The organism is Gephyromycinifex aptenodytis (assembly GCF_012277275.1).
GTDB lineage: Bacteria > Actinomycetota > Actinomycetes > Actinomycetales > Dermatophilaceae > Gephyromycinifex > Gephyromycinifex aptenodytis.
This window is the reverse complement of sequence record NZ_CP051155.1, coordinates 3,341,041-3,359,481: the sequence shown is the minus strand read 5'-3', so window position 1 is coordinate 3,359,481 and position 18,441 is coordinate 3,341,041. Positions and strand designations below refer to the sequence as shown.

Annotated in this window: 15 protein-coding genes; 5 read left to right on the top strand and 10 right to left on the bottom strand. The window is 66.8% G+C overall.

Annotation, left to right across the window (positions count from 1 at the left end; translation table 11 throughout):
• The first annotated feature begins 74 nt into the window (after window positions 1-74).
• Window positions 75-1,688 carry a methyl-accepting chemotaxis protein gene (locus G9V96_RS14485; RefSeq protein WP_168583670.1) on the top strand — a complete coding sequence of 538 codons (1,614 nt, stop codon included), beginning with the start codon at window positions 75-77 and terminating at the stop codon, window positions 1,686-1,688.
• Between the two features lie 113 nt (window positions 1,689-1,801).
• On the opposite strand, the gene obgE is transcribed toward G9V96_RS14485, so the two are convergent.
• The 6 genes from obgE to G9V96_RS14455 form a co-directional block, all read right to left on the bottom strand.
• Window positions 1,802-3,331: a GTPase ObgE gene (gene obgE, locus G9V96_RS14480; protein ID WP_168583669.1), complete on the bottom strand. Its 1,530-nt coding sequence runs from the start codon at window positions 3,329-3,331 to the stop codon at window positions 1,802-1,804.
• Between the two features lie 161 nt (window positions 3,332-3,492).
• The gene (rpmA, locus tag G9V96_RS14475) at window positions 3,493-3,756 is read right to left on the bottom strand and encodes a 50S ribosomal protein L27 (RefSeq protein ID WP_168583668.1); all 264 of its coding nucleotides are present in this window, start codon (window positions 3,754-3,756) and stop codon (window positions 3,493-3,495) included.
• A 36-nt stretch (window positions 3,757-3,792) separates the two neighbouring features.
• Window positions 3,793-4,101 (bottom strand): 50S ribosomal protein L21, encoded by a 309-nt coding sequence (rplU, locus tag G9V96_RS14470; protein ID WP_168583667.1) that lies wholly within the window; start codon window positions 4,099-4,101, stop codon window positions 3,793-3,795.
• 310 nt (window positions 4,102-4,411) lie between these two features.
• Window positions 4,412-7,345: an Rne/Rng family ribonuclease gene (locus G9V96_RS14465; protein ID WP_226913699.1), complete on the bottom strand. Its 2,934-nt coding sequence runs from the start codon at window positions 7,343-7,345 to the stop codon at window positions 4,412-4,414.
• 661 nt (window positions 7,346-8,006) lie between these two features.
• A complete protein-coding gene (locus tag G9V96_RS14460) occupies window positions 8,007-8,756 on the bottom strand; it encodes a TIGR03936 family radical SAM-associated protein (protein ID WP_168583666.1) in 750 nt (249 codons plus the stop codon).
• A gap of 92 nt (window positions 8,757-8,848) precedes the next feature.
• Window positions 8,849-9,214 carry an RNA-binding S4 domain-containing protein gene (locus G9V96_RS14455; RefSeq protein ID WP_168583665.1) on the bottom strand — a complete coding sequence of 122 codons (366 nt, stop codon included), beginning with the start codon at window positions 9,212-9,214 and terminating at the stop codon, window positions 8,849-8,851.
• Window positions 9,215-9,725: 511 nt separating this feature from the next.
• Between G9V96_RS14455 and G9V96_RS14450 the strand changes: the two genes are divergently transcribed.
• From G9V96_RS14450 to G9V96_RS14435, 4 genes are all read left to right on the top strand, one after another.
• The gene (locus G9V96_RS14450) at window positions 9,726-10,250 is read left to right on the top strand and encodes a ferritin (RefSeq protein WP_168583664.1); all 525 of its coding nucleotides are present in this window, start codon (window positions 9,726-9,728) and stop codon (window positions 10,248-10,250) included.
• Between the two features lie 127 nt (window positions 10,251-10,377).
• Window positions 10,378-11,763, top strand: a complete 1,386-nt coding sequence (locus tag G9V96_RS14445) for a DUF2157 domain-containing protein (protein WP_168583663.1) — start codon at window positions 10,378-10,380, stop codon at window positions 11,761-11,763.
• The gene (locus G9V96_RS14440; RefSeq protein WP_168583662.1) at window positions 11,760-12,299 is read left to right on the top strand and encodes a GDYXXLXY domain-containing protein; all 540 of its coding nucleotides are present in this window, start codon (window positions 11,760-11,762) and stop codon (window positions 12,297-12,299) included. The genes G9V96_RS14445 and G9V96_RS14440 overlap by 4 nt, the downstream gene beginning before the upstream one ends.
• Before the next feature lie 64 nt (window positions 12,300-12,363).
• The gene (locus tag G9V96_RS14435) at window positions 12,364-12,600 is read left to right on the top strand and encodes a hypothetical protein (protein ID WP_168583661.1); all 237 of its coding nucleotides are present in this window, start codon (window positions 12,364-12,366) and stop codon (window positions 12,598-12,600) included.
• Window positions 12,601-12,686: 86 nt separating this feature from the next.
• Here the strand turns inward: G9V96_RS14435 and G9V96_RS14430 are convergent, their stop codons facing one another.
• The 4 genes from G9V96_RS14430 to G9V96_RS14415 all read right to left on the bottom strand — a co-directional run bounded on the left by G9V96_RS14430 (window position 12,687) and on the right by G9V96_RS14415 (window position 18,373).
• Window positions 12,687-14,741, bottom strand: a complete 2,055-nt coding sequence (locus G9V96_RS14430) for a TIGR03960 family B12-binding radical SAM protein (RefSeq protein WP_168583660.1) — start codon at window positions 14,739-14,741, stop codon at window positions 12,687-12,689.
• Between the two features lie 63 nt (window positions 14,742-14,804).
• Window positions 14,805-15,344, bottom strand: a complete 540-nt coding sequence (locus G9V96_RS14425; protein WP_168583659.1) for a DUF4442 domain-containing protein — start codon at window positions 15,342-15,344, stop codon at window positions 14,805-14,807.
• Complete coding sequence (locus G9V96_RS14420) at window positions 15,344-17,209, bottom strand: AMP-dependent synthetase/ligase (RefSeq protein ID WP_168583658.1); 1,866 nt, start codon at window positions 17,207-17,209, stop codon at window positions 15,344-15,346. Before G9V96_RS14420 ends, G9V96_RS14425 begins: the two co-directional genes overlap by 1 nt.
• 201 nt (window positions 17,210-17,410) lie before the next feature.
• A complete protein-coding gene (locus G9V96_RS14415; protein WP_168583657.1) occupies window positions 17,411-18,373 on the bottom strand; it encodes a bifunctional riboflavin kinase/FAD synthetase in 963 nt (320 codons plus the stop codon).
• Window positions 18,374-18,441: the final 68 nt, after the last annotated feature.

Sequence of the window (18,441 nt, the reverse complement as noted above, 5' to 3'; positions counted from 1 at the left end):
CGGCCAGATCGGCCGATGGGAAGAACGATTCAGACCATCGCCACGACTTTCGACGTATAGATAGAGGAATATTCATGGCTGCGCCTACGAGCACTGCGCCATCAGCAGGCAAGTCAATGGGCACCGTTGCCCAGATCACCGCCGTCGTGGCATTGGTGGCCCTGACGACGTTGCTCGCCGGCTTGGTCGGAATCCTCGGGGTGCGGTCGCTGGCCGGCCTCAACACCCAGATGTACAGCTCGAACGTCGACGGGATCGTCAAGGCCGAACAACTCAAGTTCGACAACACCCAGATGCGCTTGGCCTCGGCCAACCGTGCGCTGGCCCCAACCCCTGAGGCCAAGCAGGAACTGACCGAAAAGCGCGCAGTGGTCATGGAGCAGTTGCTCGCCAACTCCACAGCCTTCACCCAGCGCACCGACCTCACCCCGGAGGCCAAGGCAGCCGCCGACGTGGCAGCCGCCAACATCGCCACCTACACCAGCACACTGACCGAGGTGGAACGGCTCATGGACGCCGGCAAGGCTGAGGAAGCCAACGCGCTGCGCACCAAGACCCTCGTCCCCGCCGGCGAGCAGGTGGCGACGAGTCTGGACAAGGTCTCCAACAGCATGCAGCAGTCCGCCGCTGCTGCTGAGCAGGCGGCCGCCAAGACCGCGCGGCGGGCCGCGTGGGCGATTGCCGCTACCGCTCTGCTGGGCCTGATCGCGGCCCTGATCACCGCTCGAATGGTCGGTAACTCCATGGTCAAGCGGCTGCGCCGGATCCAGCACGTTGCGCAGGCCGCAGCCCACGGTGACCTCTCCCAACGCACCGGTGTCACCTCCGGTGACGAGGCAGGTCAGGCCGCCAGTGCTCTGGACGCCTCGTTGCAGAGCATCGCGGGGCTCATTACGGAAGTCTCAGAGAACAGCCAGCGGGTCGCCCGCGCGGCGCACGACCTGCGCACGTCCGCTCAGAGCGTCAAAAGCGGCTCCAACTCATCCTCCCAGCAGGTGGCGTCAATCTCCGGCACCGCCGGTCAGGTCTCGGAGAATGTGCAGACGGTTGCGGCTGGTACTGAGGAGATGACGGCTTCGATTCGGGAGATTTCGAAGTCGGCGAATGATGCTGCTGGGGTTGCTGCTTCGGCGGTGGCGGTGGCGGATCAGACGAATGCGACGGTGGCGAAGTTGGGTGAGTCCAGTATTGAGATCGGGAATGTCATCAAGACGATCACGAGTATTGCTGAGCAGACGAACCTGTTGGCGTTGAACGCCACGATCGAGGCTGCCCGTGCTGGTGAGGCTGGTAAGGGTTTCGCGGTGGTGGCGAATGAGGTGAAGGATTTGGCGCAGGAGACGAGTAAGGCCACTGAGGACATCGGTTCGCGGGTGGAGGCTATTCAGGCTGATACGCAGGCTGCGGTTGCTGCGATCAGTCAGATTTCTTCGATCATCGCTCAGATCAATGACACTCAGGCCACGATCGCTTCGGCGGTGGAGGAGCAGACGGCGACCACGAACGAGATGGGCCGCAACGTCCAAGACGCCGCCACCGGCAGCGCCGAGATCGCAAAGGCCGTTGCTGCGATCTCCTCGACCATCGGCAATGCCAACGGCACTATCGCCACGATGGCCGCCTCGTTCGATGAGTTGAGCGCCATCAGCGAAGAGCTTGGGGATCGCCTCACCTCTTTCACCGTCTGAACCCATCAGCCCAGCCCGAAGGGGTCGCAGCCGAAAGACTGCGACCCCTTCGTGTGCGGTGTGGGTCAGATCGGGCGCCGGTGCAAACCCTCGCCCGTCAGCGGTTGTGCTGGTCAGTCCTCGTCGGGCGCCGTCCACAACCCGGCGTCGCGCTCAGTGGCCAACTCATCGCGAGCAGCCTGTTTGGCAGCGCGCCGCAAGTCGTAATGCTCCCGCTTCTCGGCCCGGCTCGGCCGGTGAGTCTCCGAGAGTCGAATATCGGTGCCGCGCGGCCCTACCGTGCCCAGCAGTTCTGCCCCCGAGGACAGCGTGGGCTCCCAGTCGAAGACCACGGCGTTGTCTTCGGGTCCGATCAGGACGGTGTCCCCCGCCACCGCGCCGGCCTTGACCAGCGCGTCCTCGACACCGGCCCGGGCAAGGCGATCGGCGAGGTAGCCCACGGCCTCGTCGTTGGTGAAGTCCGTCTGACGAACCCACCGCACCGGCTTAGCCCCGAGCACCCGGAAGACGTCGCCCTCGGGAGAGGCTTCCCGTCGCACGGTGAAGCCGCCATCGTCGACGGCCTTGGGCCGCAAGACGATCCGGGTCGGCAGCACCTCGTCCTGGTGTTCGGCGCGGGCCGCGGAAACATGCCGCGCCAATGCGAATGTCAGTTCCTTCAAACCGGTCCGGGCCACGGCCGAGACGACGTGCACCTCCAGACCGCGCGCTTCCAGGTCGGGGCGCACGAATTCGGCGAGTTCAGCCGCTTCGGGTACGTCTGCTTTGTTCAGCACGATGATCCGGGTGCGTTCGCCTAATGGTCGACCGCCCAGCGCATCGTCCGGAACGTATTGGCGCAGTTCGTGTTCGATGGCGTCCAGGTCACTCATCGGGTCGCGACCGGGGTCGAGCGTGGCGCAATCCACGACGTGGACAAGCACGGAGCAGCGTTCCACGTGCCGCAGGAACTCCAGCCCCAGGCCGCGCCCTTCGTGGGCACCGGGAATCAGCCCGGGCACGTCGGCCACCGTGTAGCGCACGTCGCCGGCGGTGACGACGCCCAGGTTGGGGACCAGGGTGGTGAACGGGTAGTCAGCGATTTTGGGTTTGGCTGCCGAGATCACCGAGACCAGGCTGCTCTTGCCCGCGGAGGGGAAACCGATCAGGGCGACATCGGCGAGTGTCTTGAGTTCGAGGACAAGGATGGCGTCTTCGCCGGGCTCCCCCAGCAACGCGAAGCCGGGAGCCTTACGACGTTTGCTCGCCAGCGCCTTGTTCCCCAGCCCGCCGCGGCCGCCGTGCGCCGCGACGAAACGGGTGCCTTCGCCGACCAGGTCGGCCAGCACTTCGCCGCCGCGATCCTTGACCACTGTGCCGTCAGGCACCGGGAGCACGAGGTCTTCGCCCGCGGAACCGTTACGCTCATCGCCCTCACCGGGGCGGCCGCTGGCGGCGCGCCGGTGCGGGGTGTGGTGGTAGTCCAGCAGTGTTGTGACCTGCGGGTCCACCACCAGCACGACATCGCCGCCGTTGCCGCCGTTGCCGCCGTCGGGTCCCCCGAGCGGCTTGAATTTCTCACGATGCACCGACGCGCAGCCGTGTCCTCCACTTCCAGCGTCCACGTGCAGCGTGACGCGGTCGACGAAGTTCGCCGTGGCCATGGTCGGTCCTTTCGATGGAGCTGAGACGGATTCGTCTCGTGATCAGGCAGATGTCCTGCCGGTGTGACAACTGCCGCGGCAGATGAGCTGCCGTAGATACACCAACGACGCCGGAGGCAGGGTGTGAAAACCCTACGCTCCGGCGTCGCGTGACGTTCGGTTCAGACCGCCTGGTCGACGAGGTCGATGTTGACCGTCTTGCGACCACGCTTGGTGCCGAAGCGCACTGCGCCTGCGGCCAGCGCGAACAGCGTGTCGTCCTTGCCACGGCCGACGTTGTCGCCGGGGTGGAAGTGGGTACCGCGCTGGCGAACGATGATCTCGCCGGCGTTGACGGCCTGGCCGCCAAAGCGCTTGACTCCGAGGAATTGGGCGTTTGAGTCGCGACCGTTACGGGTCGAGGACGCACCCTTCTTGTGTGCCATGTCAGTGCCTGCCTTTAACGTGTGGGCGAGCGACGCTCAGGCGTCGATCGCGGTGACCTTGATCTGCGTCGAGTGCTGGCGGTGGCCCTGACGCTTCCGGTAACCGGACTTGTTCTTGTACTTCATGATCGTGATCTTCGGACCCTTGACCGGGCCGACGACCTCGGCCTTGACCGACACCTTGGACAAAACCTCGGTGTCGGAAGTGACGGTGGTGCCGTCGACGAGAAGGATGGGCGTCAGGTCGACTGAGTCGCCGGCTTCACCCTTCAGCTTGTCGACAATGAGGACGTCACCGACGGAGACTTTCTCCTGACGGCCGCCTGCGCGGACGATCGCATACACGTTGATAACTCCTGAGTTCTCGAACGAAGCACCACTTCAAACCGGCCCGTCGAGACGGCCCTCCGCAGAGCGGGGGACACGAAGCACGGATCTCGGTGGGCGCACCGACTCTCCAGAGTACGTGACGACCGAACCTGCTCCAAACCCCCAGGACAGCCGTTGGTCAGCGGGCCCTGCGCACTGGCTGCACGACGCCGTCGACTCACGGCCGAACATGTCCCCAGGCGCAGCGCCACACGAGAGGGCCGAGACGACGACAGCCGCGGTACCGGTCACGGCACCGCGGCTGTCGTACTAGCTGTCTTCGCGCTCAGCTGGTCGGGTTAGGCGGGCCCGCCGGGGCACCCGCGGCGCGACGGGCCGTCCGGCGAGGCTTAGCGGACGGCTCCGCGGTGCCGCTCGTTACGCTCTCCGCTGGGGCGACCTGGCTCGCGAGGACCGTGAGCGGTGCCTTCGGTGCGACCGGGGCTGTGTCTGCGGTGAACACCGCGGCCTCGGAGTCTGCCGTCGTGACGACCGACGTGCTCACGGCGCGTCGGCGCCGTTTCGGCGCGGCTGCAGGCGCTTCAACCGGCGTCTGCGGCTGCGAACCCGATCCCGCTTCCTCGGAGCTGTCCTTGGCGGGCGTGACCGGAGTCGTCTGCGGGGACGGTGTCGCCGGAGTCGTCTGCGCGGGCGCAGAAGAGGAGTCGAGGGTGCCGGCGTCCTCACCAGGGGAGGTCACCGCGGAACCTGCACGTCGCCGGACTCGGCCCGTCCGCCCGGAAGGCGCTGGGCTCTGCTCCGAGGGTGAGGTCTGGCCCGATGCTGCGTCCCCGAGTCGCTCGCTGACGATCGTGTCGAGCTCGTCCTTGGAGACAGTCGGTTCCTCGTTGCGGGTGGCCTCCTGCGCATGCGACTGCACGGCTGCCGCATAGGCTGCCGCGGCGACCTGCGCCGGCGTCAAGCCAGCCGGTTCGCTCTTGTCCGAGGATTCCCCCGCGTCACGGCCCGAACGCTTGCTGGAACGATCGTTCCCCGAGTTGCCACCACCGGAATTGCCGCCGCCGGAATTCCCGCCGCCGGAGTTGCCGCGACCGCGACGGGAACGACCGCCACCGGAGGAGTCCGAACCGCTGGAGGAGCCATCGCTACGGTCGATGGGGTCGGAACTGACGATGATCCCCGACCCGCCGCAGTGCTCACAGGGGTCTGAGTAGACCTCGATGAGCCCGGCGCCGACCCGCTTGCGCGTCATTTGCACCAAACCCAGCGAAGTGACCTCAGCCACCTGGTGCTTGGTGCGGTCCCGGCCCAGGCATTCCAGCAGGCGCCGCACCACGAGGTCGCGGTTGGCCTCCAGAACCATGTCGATGAAGTCGACGACGATGATGCCGCCGATATCGCGCAGTCGCAGTTGCCGCACGATCTCCTCAGCGGCCTCGATGTTGTTCTTCGTCACCGTCTCTTCCAGGTTGCCCCCGGCGCCGGTGAACTTGCCGGTGTTGACGTCGATGACCGTCATGGCCTCGGTGCGGTCGATGACCAGCGAACCACCCGAAGGCAGCCACACCTTGCGGTCCATCGCCTTGGACAATTGCTCATCGACGCGGTGCACAGCGAACACATCCTGCTCGCCGGTCCACTTCTCCAACCGGGTCAGCAGATCCGGGGCCACGGACTCCACGTATTCGGAGACGGTCTCCCAGGCTCCCTGACCGGAGACGACCAGCTTGGAGAAGTCCTCGTTGAAGACGTCCCGCACCACGCGAGTGGTCAGGTCTGCCTCGCCGCGCAGCAGAACCGGGGCGTTGCCCGACTTGGCGCGCTTCTCGATGTTCTCCCACGCCTTGCGCAGCCGCTGCACGTCTGCGGTGAGTTCGGCCTCCGAGGCACCCTCAGCCGCGGTACGCACGATGACACCGGCGTCGTCGGGAACGATCTGCTTGAGGATCTTCTTCAGCCGAGCACGTTCGGTGTCGGGCAGTTTGCGGGAGATCCCCGTCATCGATCCTTGCGGCACGTAGACCAGGTAGCGGCCCGGCAGCGAGATCTGCGAGGTGAGACGGGCGCCCTTGTGCCCGATCGGGTCCTTGGTCACCTGAACCAGCACCGACTGGCCTGGGGACAGCGCGTTCTCGATCCGGCGCGTCTTGTGCTGCTCCAGACCGGCGGCGTCCCAGTTGACCTCACCGGCGTACAGCACCGCGTTGCGGCCCTTGCCGATGTCGACGAAGGCCGCCTCCATGCTGGGCAGCACGTTCTGCACGCGGCCCAGGTAGACGTTGCCGGCCATGGAGGCTCCGTGGGTGCCGTGACCGGTACCGGTGCCGGAGATGTAGTGCTCGACGAGCACGTCGTCCTCGAGAACCCCGATCTGGGTGCGTTCACCGAGTTCGCGCACCACCATCACTCGTTCCACGCTCTCGCGACGGGCCAGGAACTCGGCCTCGGTGATGATCGTGCGACGGCGGCCCGCTTCGCGGCCTTCGCGGCGACGCTGCTTCTTGGCCTCCAACCGGGTCGAACCCTTGATACCGGTGGCCTCTTCGCGCCGGGCGCGCGGCTCGCGAACCCGGGTGACGGTACCGGGCGGGTCCTCGCCCTCGACCGCGTTGGTGCTGCGGCGACGCCGGCGCGTGCGCTTGCGTCCCGAACCGGAATCACCGTTGTCGTCGTGGCCCTGATCGGAATCGTCATCGCTGGAGTCAGAACCGGCATCAGAGTCAGCATCCGCGCCGGAATCGGTGTCGGCGCCGGACCCTGATGTCGAGCCGGAGTCGTCCTGGTCACGACGTTCCTCGGAGTCTTCGCTGCGGCGGCGTCCTCGACCCCCACGGCGGCGGCGGCGCCGACCGTTGCTGTCGTTCTGATCGTCGTCGTTGGAGTCATCGCCGTCGGCCTCGCCGGATTCGTCGGCGTCCGCGGAGTCGCTCGTTTCCTGCGGCTCCTGCGCGTTCTCATCGCTGGCGTGAGTCCGGGCACGTCCCCGGCGACTGCCTCCGCCACGCGAGGTCTCGGCTTCGGCGGGCTCGGTCGCTTGGTCCGGCTCGTCTTCTGCGGGGCTCTCGAACAGGTCCGACTGCGGCGCCTCTGGTTCGGGTTCGGGGCGCCGGGCCCGGGTACGCCGCGGCACTACCGCAGGCTCAGGCGCTTTGAAAAGCAGCCCGAAGGTCGGCACGGCGGCGGCCGGCTCGGCGGCTGATTCTTCTTCGGCGGCCGGGGCAGGCTCGCCAGCACGCTGTTTGGCGGAGCGGGCCGCCATGACTACCGGGTCATCTGCTGGATCCAGGACCGGGGTGGACCTCCCCGGCGCAGCCGCGGCGGGCGGCGTTGCGGCGAAAACCGGCTGCGCTTGATCGGCAGCGGCGTCGGGGGCCTCCGCAACGGCGTCGGTAGACGTCTCGGCGGGCTCGGGCGCAGTGGCGCTCTGCGGGGCAGTGGCCTTGGCGGTGGCTCGTTTGCGGGTGGCCCGCTTACGCGGGGCAGGCGCCGGGGCAGCTTCGACATCGGCAGCGGCAGGCTGTGCAGCAGCAAGGTCATCAGCAGGTTGTGCTGTGGCTGGCTCTGCCACCGCAGACTCCGCAGCAGCAGGCTCTGGGGTGGTGACAGCGGCCGTCACCCGCTTGCGGGCGGCGCGCTTACGCGGCGCGGGCGGCGCGGTTACCTCGGGTGCGTCTGAAGTGATGGAGTCGCCGACACCCTGCTCCGCCGGTGTGTCAGCGGAGATAGGTTCCTTCGTCTCATCAAAGGTGTCTTTGGGGGAGGCCACGAGGCATCCTTCCGTCAGCCGAGAGACGACCACCACACCCGGGGTCTCCCCCTGACCGCCGCTCGTGCGCGGTGGTGACGTCGTCGCATCGGGTTCGAGGCGACGGAAGCCGTATCGCTACGCCCTCACGGCTCGCGAGGCTCGCGGCACCGTTTCAAGCGCCGGCGACGTCACTGTCGGGGGCCAATGGATCGGCCACCGTCGTGTCTGCGGTCTGCAGCGGACCCTGCGCGAGCCGCGTCACCGAAGGTGGTTGCGGAGGCGTCAGGCCGCCGGCTGTGCGCAACGCGGTCAGGACATCGTCGGGGCGCACGGCGGGTGTGGTGTGCCGCACGACCATGTGCAGTATCGCACAGCCCGCCTTCTCGGCTCCGACCTCCAGGCTCACAACAGCCTCACGCGCGTCGAAAGAGCGCGGCCCATTCTTAAAGGTCCGGGTCACTTCGACGCTGGATTCGGCTTCAAACCGCTCGCACGCCGAACGCAGCTCCTGCTCCCCCAGGCCGGGGAACTCCAATCGCCACAGGCTGGCCTGCAGCCGATCAGCCAGCGCGCCAGGCTTGGCCTCTACCACTTGGCAGATGTCCAACCCCTCCGGCAGAGCCGAATCCAAGGCTTGGCGTACGTGTTCCGGGTCCAGCCGTTCTACGACGGAAATCTCGACATACTCCGCCTCGCTGGCGGTCCCGGTCGGCGCCGCGTTGGCGTAACTGATCTTGGGGTGGGGGTGGAACCCGGCCGAATAGGCCATCGGTACACCCGCACGGCGCAGCGCCCGCTCCAGTGCACGCTGGAAGTCCCGCGTCGAGGAGAATCGCAGACGACCCCGCTTGGCGTACCGGATCCGTAGCTTCTGCACCGGGAGCACTGCCGGGGGACCTTCGGGGACGCGCTGACGAGCCATGGTCGCTAAGCCTACGTGCCCGGGCCGAACTCCCCCGCACGTCGTAACCCCTCCGCCGGTCGAAGAGAATGTTCAGGTGGCGTGAATGCCGCTCACCCTCGCCCGCGCAGCCGGTCCAGTTCCCGACGTTCGCGTTTAGTGGGGCGTCCCGCACCGCGCTCACGCAAGAACACCGGGGCAGGCCGCTGTTCGCGTGGCGGCGGAGGTGGGGTCTCATCGATCATCGCTGCCGCCGCCAGGGGTGCGCTGACTCGTTTAGTCAGCAGTTGGCGAACGACCAGGTTGCGGCCCCGCTCCCCCGTGACCAAGACTCGGCTGCCTTCGCGTACCAGGGTGGAGGCTTTGGCGCGGCTGCCGTCGACCTCGACGTGACCGCCCTTGCACGCCGCCGTGGCTAGCAAGCGGCTCTTGAAGACGCGCACGGCCCAAAGCCAGGCATCAACCCGAACTCCCGACATCTGGTGCCCTCCTGGTAGCTGGGGCCATCCGGCCTGAGGTTGCTGACTGGGTGGTTCAGAGCGTCGCCGAGAGGCCGCAGATCGCAACAGCCTAGGCCTTGAGTCCAGTTCGTTCCTCATATCAGACTCAGTCGAGCCCGGTACACGCCCGGCGTGCCACCGAGGGCTGCAATGGGCCGCCCTCCCTCCGCAGTCGACCGGTCCAAGGGTACCGACGGACGTGACCGCGCAGGTTTGCCCGTAACGAAGGGATCCTGCATAAGTGCGCGATAGACCCGATCTGATCGCAACCGCAGTACTGGCACATGACCATCTCCATCGCTTTTTGGCTTCCCCGCTAGTTCCACACCGCCAGGCGCGCTACCCCCCCTAAGGGCGGCGCTGCCCATATCGCGTCCGGGCCATCGAGCTGCCGAGGCTGCGCCGTAGGATGGCGTTACGGTCCTGCATAAGCGGGATCGTCCTAAGCAAATCGGCTGCCGCGCAGTCGGCGCCACACAGGAGGTATCGCATGTCCCGTTTCAGCGACCAGCTCAACGCCCAGATCGGTAATGAGTTCGAGGCACACCAGCAGTACCTGGCCATCGCGGTCCACTACGACTTCTTGACCATGCCGCAGATGGCCGCGTTCTTCTACGCCCAGGCCAGCGAAGAGCGCAACCACGCCATGATGATGATCCAGTACCTGCTGGACGTCGACGAGGCAGTCCAGATCCCCGGCACCCAGGCTCCCACCTGCGCATTCGACGGCGTGATCCCCCCCGTCGAGCTCTCCGTCGCCCAGGAAAAGCGCGTCACCACCCAGATTCACGAATTGGCCCGGATCGCCCGCGAAGAAAACGACTTCGGCGCCGAGCAGTTCCTCCAGTGGTTCATCAAGGAACAGGTCGAAGAGGTGGCCACGATGGGTGACCTACTCACCGTCGTCTCCCGCGAAGACATTTCCATCAATGACATCGAGGCCTACATCGCCCGTGAGCAGGGCGGCGGCTCTTCGGACTTGACCGCCCCACGCATCGCCGGCGCCAAGCACTGAGCCATCACTGGGTACCCGTCAGAGACCGAGTAGATAAACCTGCCGCTGACGCGCGCAGATGAGTATCAGGGCTCACGCCTTCTCCGCCCCGTGCACTGAGACTGGTGGTGGAAGGGGCTGATGAGCAATGACACCCAACACGCACGAGGTATCCGCCCGCGCAGATTCTGGTCCGCGCCCGATTGCCGTCGGCCGCTTGGTTTGGCTGGAGCAAGAGCTCTCCCTGTGGGTAGCAGACGGGCTCCTCCTAGAGTCCAACGCGGAAGCGATCCGCGCCCGATATACCTCCGGCACCCGCAGCTCACTGCTGCGTGTCGTTGTGGGGCTGGGCACGGCTTTCCTTGCGGTCGGCCTGCTGTGGCTGGTAGCCACGAACCTCGATGAACTCCCACCCCTGGCCCGGATGGCGATAGTGGCCGCCATCTGGGTGGGGTTCGTCGTCCTGGCCCAGATGCTGCAATCACGCGGGACTGCCGAATGTTCCTCCCTTCTGGCCGATGAGGCTGCCGGCCAGCTTCGTGCCCCCAGCCTCGCCTCGGTCTGCCACCTGTTGGCGGCGGCAGCCTTCGGCGCAGTGATCTTCCAGGCCGCGCAAAGCCTGCAGGTACCGGCCTTCGAACCACGCCTGGTCGGGCTATGGAGCCTCGGTGCGGTGCTGTACGCCTACGTCACCCGATCCCACGGCGCCCTCGGCGTGGGTCTGATCGCCGCGACGATCTGGGTGGGATGGTTCACCGGCCAACTCGCACAATCAAGCACGACCGCCGCTCTCATGGTGCTGGCCTGTGCGGTCGTTGCCACAGCGGTCGCGGTCATGCACGAGCACCTGCCGGGAATCGGCGTGCGTTTCGCTGCGCACTGGCGGTTCCTGGGGGCCGGGCTGGCCCTGACCGGGGTGTTCATTGCGGCCTGGCCGTTCGGCTGGGCCCAGCAAGATGACTTACCGGGCGAGTTCACCGCACTGCTGCTTGCGGCCATCTGCGCCAGTCTGGTGGGTGGGGCCGTGGTGCTACCCGCCCAGGTCGGCCCCAGCGGAACCCGCAACACCCACCTTGCGGAGTTGGGCACGGTCTGGCTGGTGTTCCTGGCCGGCACCGCACTTGCCTGGTGGCGCCCGCAGCACTCCGACCTGCTCTATGAGGTGGCCTCACTCTCTCCTCAGATGTGGGCACGAACCACCGCCGGTCTCATGCTCTTCGTTGCCGCCGCCGCCTGGTACGCCGTTTTAGGCACATGGCGCGAGTCCGGCGAGGTGAGCGCCCTGGCACTGTTCGCGCTGGTCATCTTCACCACCGCGCAGAGTTTCGCCATCTTCGCCCCGATCGCCTCGGGAGCGACGCTGTTCCTGAGCGTCGGGACGGTGATGGTGCTCACCGGGCTGACGGCAGAACGTGTCGGTCGCAGGCTGCTCCGCGACCGCCCACGAAGCGCACGTCCTCGCGCGTCTGCTTCTGCTGGCGAGGCCGCCCGCACCCCGCTCGCCGACACACCCGATGAAGGGCAGGCATCATGAGCACCACCGCGCCCACGTTGAACCCCTCATCAGCGCCCGCCCGGGCACGCTCTGGTACGCGCCGATGGCTCTCGGTGCTGGGGGTCATCCTCGTCCAAGCCCTCCTGGTGGGGACCGCCGTAGCGCCGCAGGTCTCCGCGCGGCTGCTCGGGGACGAATACCGGATGCGCGTACAGCCGCTGGACCCGATCGACCCCTTCCGGGGCGCCTACGTCTCGCTGGACTATCCAGATGTGCCCCGCATGAACCCCGCAGAGATCCAACGACCGAGTACTCCCGGCCCCGCCTACGTGCCGTTACGCGCCAAGGGTGAGGTGTGGCGTGGCGACACCCCCCAACCGACCCGCCCTGCAGCAGGCCCCTACCTGACCTGCAAGGACGACGGCTGGCGCCTGAACTGCGGGATCGAGAGCTGGTTCGTGCCGCAGGCGCAGGCCACCCGGATCGAAAAGGGGCTTGTCAGCGGCACCATGATCGCGGTGGTGCGCATCGACCAAAGGGGCAACGCCGCCATCGTCGATCTGCGTGAGAACTGAGCACTGGGCGCTCTATGCGCGCGTAGGCTCGGACCCCTCATCCGCTCAGGAGCAAGGAGAACCCATGAGTGCGTCCGAATCGCTGCAGTTAGCTGACCAGACCGCACAAGGGTTGAAAGCCGGCACCTGGGAGTCCGTCGAGGCATTGGCTGTGCTGGCCATGGCGCACGGGACCGGACCCGCCGCACAGGCGTTGGTGGCGCAGGCCCGCGCCGCCGCTGACAGTTGCAAGGCTGGCACCTGGCCTGCGGTTCGGGCGCTGGCCTGGCTCGCCCAAGCCGAGGACGCCCTGGCGGGCTGAGGCATTGCCCAGCCGAACCCGCCCGCTTCAGGACCACGGAGGTCTTGAAGTGGGCGGGTTCGGACATGGCGGGCACCGCCTAGGGGCTAACCGGCCCGCTCGCTCAGTTCCGGGCCGGCGAGGAACTCATTGACCGGTTCGGGCACGCTCGCAGGCGGCGCCTCGGTCATGGCCTTGCGGCCTGCGCCCAGCACCGTCACCGGGAGCAGCTTCTTGCCGGTCGGGCCCATCTGAATATCGAGGTCCATCTGCGGGCACACGCCACAGTCGAAGCAGGGGTCCCAGCGGCAGTCCGGCTGTTCGTCCTCATCCAGGGCGGCCTGCCAGTCTTCCCACAGCCAGGCTTTGTCCAGGCCCGAGTCCAGATGATCCCAGGGCAGAACCTCATCCTCGGAGCGTTCCCGAGTGGTGTACCAGTCGACGTCCACGTTCCAGCCGTTCTCGGCGCTCATCACCGAGAAGACCTCATCGGCGCAGCGCATCCACCGCTCGAACGAGAAGTGTTCACTCCAGCCGTCGAAGCGCCCGCCGTCGCGCCAGACCGCCTCGATGACGTCAGCCACCCGCCGGTCACCGCGAGAAAGCAGCCCCTCCACGATTCCGGGCTCACCATCGTGATAGCGGAAACCGATGCTGGAGCCGTAGCGGCGATCCGAACGGATCGCATCCCGTAGCAGCCGCAGACGCGCGTCGGTAGCGCTCGCCGACAGCTGGCCCGCCCACTGGAACGGCGTGTGCGGCTTGGGTACGAACCCGCCGATGGAGACGGTGCAGCGAATGTCTTTACGGCCGCTGACCCGTCGTCCGGTCTCGATGACTCGTTTGGCCAGGTCGGCGATGCCCAGCACGTCCTCGTCGGTCTCCGTCGGCAGACCGCACATGAAGTACAGCTTGACGTTGCGCCATCCGGCGCCGAAGGCCGCCGCCACGGTGTCCACCAGGTCTTGCTCGCTGACCTGCTTGTTGATGACCTTGCGCAGCCGCTCCGAACCACCTTCGGGGGCGAACGTCAGCCCGGACTTGCGTCCGTTGCGCGACAGTTCGTTTGCCAGGTCGATGTTGAACGCGTCAACGCGAGTGCTGGGCAGTGACAAGCCAGTCTGCGTGCCTTCGTACCGGTCGGCCAGACCCTTGGTGATGTCGGCGATCTCTGAGTGGTCGGCGCTGCTCAGCGAAAGCAGGCCGACCTCTTCGTAGCCGGTCGCGGCGAGCCCCCGCTCCACCATCTCCCCGATGCCGGTGATCGAGCGCTCCCGCACCGGACGAGTGATCATCCCGGCCTGGCAGAACCGGCAGCCGCGGGTGCAACCGCGGAAGATCTCGACGCTCATCCGCTCGTGGACGCTCTCGGTGAGCGGAACCAAGGGCGCCTTGGGATAGGGCCACTCGTCGAGGTCCATGACGGTGTGCTTGTCGACACGCTCGGGGACCCCTGGGCAGTCCTGGCGCACCTGGACCGGGAGCAACGAACCGTCTGCGTCGTACTCGACGGTGTAGAACGCCGGAACGTAGACGCCGCCGCTGTGGGCCAGGCGCAACAGCACCTCGTGACGGCCGCCGGGGCGGCCTTGGGCCTTCCATTCCCGAATGATGTCGGTGACGGCCAGAACCGCCTGCTCACCGTCACCGATGATGGCGGCGTCGATGAACGGCGCGACCGGTTCGGGGTTGAAGCTGGCGTGCCCTCCGATGAGCACGATGGGGTGCTCATCGCTACGTTCGGCGCTACGCAGCGGGATGCCTGCCAAGTCCAGCGCGGAAAGCATGTTCGTGTAGTTCAGCTCGGTCGGAAAGCTCAGCCCGAACACGTCGAAATCAGCGACCGCGCGATGCCCGTCGACGGTGAGTTGGGGAACTCCCGCCGCGCGCATCTGCTCCTCCAGATCGGGCCAGACCGCGTACGTGCGCTCCGCGAGGGCGTCCTGGCGCTCGTTGAGGACTTCGTACAGGATCATGACGCCCTGGTTGGGCAGGCCCACTTCGTAGGCGTCGGGGTACATCAGCACCCAGCGGACGGTGTTCTCCCCGCCGCACTCCCAATCCTTGACCTGTGAGTTCAACTCACCGCCGACGTACTGCAGCGGCTTGCTGACGTTGTGCAGCAACGGCTCCAGCTCAGCGAATCGGGACTGTCCAGACATGCGCCAAGAGTAGGTGAAGCCCCCCGCCTGGCTGAAAACCTCCTCGTCCATTTGCCGAGACGATCAGTATCCCCGGGTGTGGTCCTTGTGTCGGATGTAGACCTGGCGGCGCACCCGCGCGATCAGGGTGCCCTCAGCGGTGACGATGTCGTTGCTGAGCCAGTGCAGCACCTTGCGGCCGCCCTCGGCCTCGGCTCGTAGCTGCGCTACCAGTTCATCGCTGACCTCGAAGTGGGTGCGCACATCGGCCCGGCCCGGCTTGAGGAACTCGATCTCGGCGCGCTGATCCCACACCACGTAATCGGGCCCGAGGCGGTGCCCGAGCAGCAGCATCCAGAACGGGTCGGTCATGGAGAACATCGACCCGCCGTACTGCGTGCCCACGTAGTTGCGGGTCAAGGTACGCAGCCGCAACTCCACCGTCGCCCCCGCGAAGTCGGGCGCAATCTCGATGACCCGGATCCCGGCGAAGAGGAAGGGGGGCCACACGTTCATGCCGCGGCGCAGCGCCTCCGGGCTGGACACGAGTTCCCGCCAGGTCGGCAGGCGAGCAGGACGCAGTCGGCTACGGTCTGACGCCGCCGAGTCGGACTGCCCCCTCATCACGCCTGACCCTCACCGGAGTACAGCTCGGCGATCTCGTCGCTGAACTTCTCCGCCACGACCCGACGTCGAAGCTTCAGGCTCGGAGTGAGGTCACCGTCGTCGATCGTCAGGTCGCGGGGCAGGATCGTGAATCGTTTGATCGTCTCCCAGCGGTTCAGACCCGAGTTGAGTTCATCGACGTACCCTGCGATGAGGTCGCGCGCCTCCTGCGAAGTCACGATCTCCTCATACGAGGCGGACTCCATTCCCTGGGTCTTGGCCCAGGCGGTGATGGGCTCGGGGTCCAGCGTGATCAGCGCCGCGGCGAAGTTGCGCTCGCTGCCGAGCACGATGAACTGCCCGACGTACGGGCAGATCGCCTTGAAACGCGTTTCGATGAGCGCCGGCGCGATGTACTTGCCGCCGGAGGTCTTGAAGAGGTCCTTCTTGCGGTCGGTGATGCGCACGAAACCCCGCGAGTCGATCTCGCCGATGTCCCCGGTGCAGAAGAAACCGTCCGCGGTGAACGCTTCCTTGGTCGCTTCCGGCTGGTTGTGATACCCGCGCATGACCCCGGGACCCTTGACGAGCAGCTCGCCGTCCTCGGCGATCCGGACGCTGGTTCCGGGGAACGGCCAACCGATCGTGCCGTGCTGGTGAGCCCCGCGCCAGGGCCGGTTCACACAGGTGGCCGCGGAGGTCTCGGTGAGTCCGTAGCCCTCGCAGATGAGCATCCCGGCGGCAGCGAACCATCGAGACAGCGACGGGTCGAGTCGGGCCGAGCCGGAGATCATGAACCGGATCCGTCCCCCGAAACGCGCCCGAATCTTGGACAACACGAGTTTGTCCGCGACCGCATATTGCGCCGTGAGCACCGGCGAGCAGGCTTCTCCACGTTCAGCGGCCGCAGCCACCTGCAAGCCCACCCCGACAGCCCAGTCGGCCAGCTTGGCCTTGACCGGGCTGCCCTCGTGCAGGACGGCGTTGATCTTGGCGTAGGCCTTCTCGAAGATGCGCGGCGCGGCGCCCATGAAGGTCGGCTTGACCCGCTCCATGTTCTCCACGATCCGGTCGATGCGACCGTCCACACAGGTGGGGAAACCATTGGTGAGGCCCAGAATGAGCAGCACATTGCCGAAGACATGAGCCAGCGGCAACCACAAGAACTGCAGGTCCTCCTCGGTGAGCATTCCGATCGATGCGATCGCTGCGCCCTCGTACACCAGGGCCGAGTGGGTGATCTCGGCACCCTTGGGTGTTCCGGTGGTTCCGGAGGTGTAGATGATCGTCGCCAAGTGATCGGGAGTGAGCGCGTCGACGCGAGCTTCCAGCAGCCCGGGGTCCTTCTCCAGTGCTTCACGACCGAGCTCGACAAGCTGAGAGAGGTCGATGACCCAGTCCCCCAGCTCCACACCAGCGCTGTCGATGACGACTACTTTGGCGACATCGGCAAGCGCCCCGCGGCGGGATTCGAGCTTGGCCACCTGAGCGGCATCCTCGGCGAAGACCACGCGGCTGCCTGAGTCGCTGAGGATGAAGGCGACGTCGGCGGCCTGGCTCGAGGGGTAGACGGTGGTCGTGGCCGCCCCGCAGTACTGGATGGCCCAGTTGGCCACCACCCACTCGTAGCGCGATGTCGAGATGATGGCGACCCTATCGCCGATCTCGACTCCGAGCGCAGCCAGACCAGCAGCCCACGGGCGCATCTGGTCGGCGAATTCCGACCATGTGAGGCTGATGAGATCGTCGTGGTCGAAGTACTGGTAGGCGCCACCATCCGGCGTCGCGGCGAACCGCTCCCGTAACAGGTGGGCCACCGACTGCGGTCGCGCTTCGAGCCTGGCCCGGTCGTAAGGCTCTGTCTGTGCGTTCTCCAACACCATGACGCTCATCCTCCCCGGGGTCCCACTGGGCCCTGGCTCGCAGCAATTGGCGCGATTCTGTCAGTCAGAGCACGCCCGCGGTAGCCCTAGCACCCATGAAGTGACCCGTCGGTAACGACGAGCGGTCACCCACGGCGACGAGCGGTCCAGCTCATACCGTTTCTGGCGGGCAAGCCCGCAGGCGCCCGCGCTCAGGAACCCTCAGGAGTCCTCAGCCAGCACCCGTCGGCACTGCGCCACATCGATGCGCATCCGCTCCAGAAGCGCCTCCACGCCATCGAAACGCAACGTGGGACGCAGGTGCTGCACGAACTCCACCGACACGTGTTCCCCGTACAGATCGAGGTCGCTGCGATCCAGCACATAGGCCTCGACGCGGCGCTGGGTGCCGTCGAAGGTGGGGTTGGTCCCGATGGAGATCGCCGCCGGCAACCGGGAGTCGGGGTGCTTCGCGGGCAGGTTCGGACGCAGCAACCATCCTGCGTAGACCCCGTCGGCAGGGATGAGGCCGTCACTGTCCTGGGACAGGTTCGCGGTCGGGTAGCCCAGCTCGCGCCCGCGATGGTCGCCGTGCACCACTGTGCCCTCGACGCGGTGAGGCCGGCCGAGGACCTCACTGGCCGCCTCCACCTGCCCTTGACCGATGAGGGTGCGCACCTGGGTGCTGGACCAGCGGTCTTGGTTGTCCTGCCCCCCGACGTCATGCACCACGCGCACCTCGAAGCCATGGGTCTGCCCCAGCTGCCGCAACGTCGTGATGTCACCGGAATTGCGCACCCCGAAGCGGGTGTCTGCGCCTACGACGACGACTTCGACTTTGAGTGCCTCGACGAACACCCGGGTGACGAACTCTTCCGGGGTCCAGGTCGCCAGTTCTCGCGTGAACTCCATGACCAGCACCGCGTCCAGCCCCGCCTGCTGTAACAACTCGAGGCGGTGAGCAGTGCTGGTGATCATCCCCGGAGCCGCTTCGGGACGCAGCACAGCGACCGGATGCGGGTCGAAAGTCACCGCCACTGCTGCCAAGCCGCGCTCTCGGGCGGTTTCCACTGTTCGGGAAAGCACCGCGCGGTGCCCGCGGTGGACCCCGTCGAAGTTGCCGAGAGTGACGACACTTCTCCCGATGTCGTCGGGGATCGCCGTGTAGTCGCTCCATCGATGCACGTCGTCACTCTAGCGCCGCCCGGCGCGCCGCCACGCAGCCGCAGGGTCGTCGCGCAATCGTTGCGGTC

What these genes read in the sequence shown, in the direction of transcription:
- G9V96_RS14485 (WP_168583670.1), top strand. Translation starts at nt 75, where the DNA reads ATGGCTGCGCCTACGAGCACTGCGCCATCAGCAGGCAAGTCAATGGGC.
- obgE (WP_168583669.1), bottom strand. Translation starts at nt 3,331, where the DNA reads ATGGCCACGGCGAACTTCGTCGACCGCGTCACGCTGCACGTGGACGCT.
- rpmA (WP_168583668.1), bottom strand. Translation starts at nt 3,756, where the DNA reads ATGGCACACAAGAAGGGTGCGTCCTCGACCCGTAACGGTCGCGACTCA.
- G9V96_RS14465 (WP_226913699.1), bottom strand. Translation starts at nt 7,345, where the DNA reads ATGGCGGCCCGCTCCGCCAAACAGCGTGCTGGCGAGCCTGCCCCGGCC.
- G9V96_RS14460 (WP_168583666.1), bottom strand. Translation starts at nt 8,756, where the DNA reads ATGGCTCGTCAGCGCGTCCCCGAAGGTCCCCCGGCAGTGCTCCCGGTG.
- G9V96_RS14455 (WP_168583665.1), bottom strand. Translation starts at nt 9,214, where the DNA reads ATGTCGGGAGTTCGGGTTGATGCCTGGCTTTGGGCCGTGCGCGTCTTC.
- G9V96_RS14450 (WP_168583664.1), top strand. Translation starts at nt 9,726, where the DNA reads ATGTCCCGTTTCAGCGACCAGCTCAACGCCCAGATCGGTAATGAGTTC.
- G9V96_RS14445 (WP_168583663.1), top strand. Translation starts at nt 10,378, where the DNA reads ATGACACCCAACACGCACGAGGTATCCGCCCGCGCAGATTCTGGTCCG.
- G9V96_RS14440 (WP_168583662.1), top strand. Translation starts at nt 11,760, where the DNA reads ATGAGCACCACCGCGCCCACGTTGAACCCCTCATCAGCGCCCGCCCGG.
- G9V96_RS14435 (WP_168583661.1), top strand. Translation starts at nt 12,364, where the DNA reads ATGAGTGCGTCCGAATCGCTGCAGTTAGCTGACCAGACCGCACAAGGG.
- G9V96_RS14430 (WP_168583660.1), bottom strand. Translation starts at nt 14,741, where the DNA reads ATGTCTGGACAGTCCCGATTCGCTGAGCTGGAGCCGTTGCTGCACAAC.
- G9V96_RS14425 (WP_168583659.1), bottom strand. Translation starts at nt 15,344, where the DNA reads ATGAGGGGGCAGTCCGACTCGGCGGCGTCAGACCGTAGCCGACTGCGT.
- G9V96_RS14420 (WP_168583658.1), bottom strand. Translation starts at nt 17,209, where the DNA reads ATGGTGTTGGAGAACGCACAGACAGAGCCTTACGACCGGGCCAGGCTC.